This window comes from Brenneria corticis, assembly GCF_003115855.1.
Classification (GTDB): domain Bacteria; phylum Pseudomonadota; class Gammaproteobacteria; order Enterobacterales; family Enterobacteriaceae; genus Brenneria; species Brenneria corticis.
In genome coordinates this window covers 1-1,235 of record NZ_KZ819135.1, presented here as the reverse complement: position 1 = coordinate 1,235, position 1,235 = coordinate 1, and the positions used below count along the sequence as shown (strand labels likewise).

Genomic DNA, 1,235 nt, shown 5'->3' with positions numbered 1-1,235 from the left:
GCTTGTATCTTCCTCATGTAGTGATTAGCTATCACTACATGAAACAGAGTGAGCTTCAGCAGGGCGCGAAGGCGATAAACCTTGTGACTGAGTTTAAGCCCTCTGTTTCACCTTTCACGCCACCATTAACATTGAACGGTTACCTAGAGCACTGACTCTGAATATACAAGCGGAACGGGCGTGATGGCTTTAGTGAGAGGAGAACTGAACCATGTACTATGTCGGTATTGATATCAGCAAGCGTACAGTCGATATTTGTTTATTAGCAGAAGGGCTTAAAGGTAAACGTAAGACGAAGACTTTACCCAATGGCGCAAACTCGGCAGAGGCTCTGGCGCAATGGTTAGCGTTGCAAAAGCGCGACCCCGGTCAGGCCCATATCATAATAGAATCCACCGGTATTTATCACGAACACCTGGCCTATGGTCTTCATCAGGCTGGCATTCTGGTGTCCGTGATAAATCCGCACCGGGTACGTGAATTCGCCAAAGGAATGGGGATATTGACCAAGACGGATACGGTTGATGCCTATGTGCTGGCATGTTATGGCTGTTTGAGACAACCGGATGGCTGGACTCCTCTTTCGCAAGAAATAAGGAAACTCAAGGCATTGCTACAGCATAGGGATAGCCTGCTTAATGATAAACAACGTATAGAAAATCGGCTGAGCACGTTAAAATCCACAATGGCCCCGGAAGAAGTCGTGGCGTCGCTGGACTCAATGGCGCAGCATTTAAAGGATGAGCTGGCAAGAATTGAACGCCTGATAGAAGCTCACATAGACAAGCATCCCGGACTAAAAAATGACCTGAACCTCCTGAAATCGATTGAGGGAGTTGGAGAGCAAATCGGATGGAACATGTTAGCGATCATCCGGGGCAATAACTTTAGGAGCGCGGAACAGGTGGCGGCGTATCTGGGGGTTATCCCGGTAGAGCGTCGCTCAGGCACCTCGGTGCGAGGCAGAGCTAAGCTGTCGAAAATAGGGCCGCCAAGTATCCGGGCAAAGCTGTATATGGGAGCAATAGCCGCCATCAGCCACAATCGCCATGTGAAAGCCCTATACGAGCGACTATTGCTAAAAGGCAAGGCGAAGATGTTAGCAATAGGTGCAGCGATGAGGAAACTGGTCCATCTGTGTTATGGCGTACTCCATACGCAGCAGCCATATGACAAAAATTATGGGGTGGCGACCAATTAAAATGCTTGACTGGCAACACGGTTACTCAGTCGCC

Annotated in this window: 1 protein-coding gene; it reads left to right on the top strand. The window is 49.1% G+C overall.

All coding sequences use genetic code 11. The annotated features are described in order from the left end of the window. Nucleotides 1–211 precede the first annotated feature (211 nt). Nucleotides 212–1,201 carry an IS110 family RNA-guided transposase gene (locus tag DDT56_RS24230; RefSeq protein ID WP_136168891.1) on the top strand — a complete coding sequence of 330 codons (990 nt, stop codon included), beginning with the start codon at nucleotides 212–214 and terminating at the stop codon, nucleotides 1,199–1,201. Nucleotides 1,202–1,235 lie beyond the last annotated feature (34 nt).

Excerpts from the sequence above, each read along its gene's own strand:
- DDT56_RS24230 (WP_136168891.1), top strand. The coding sequence starts at position 212 with ATGTACTATGTCGGTATTGATATCAGCAAGCGTACAGTCGATATTTGT.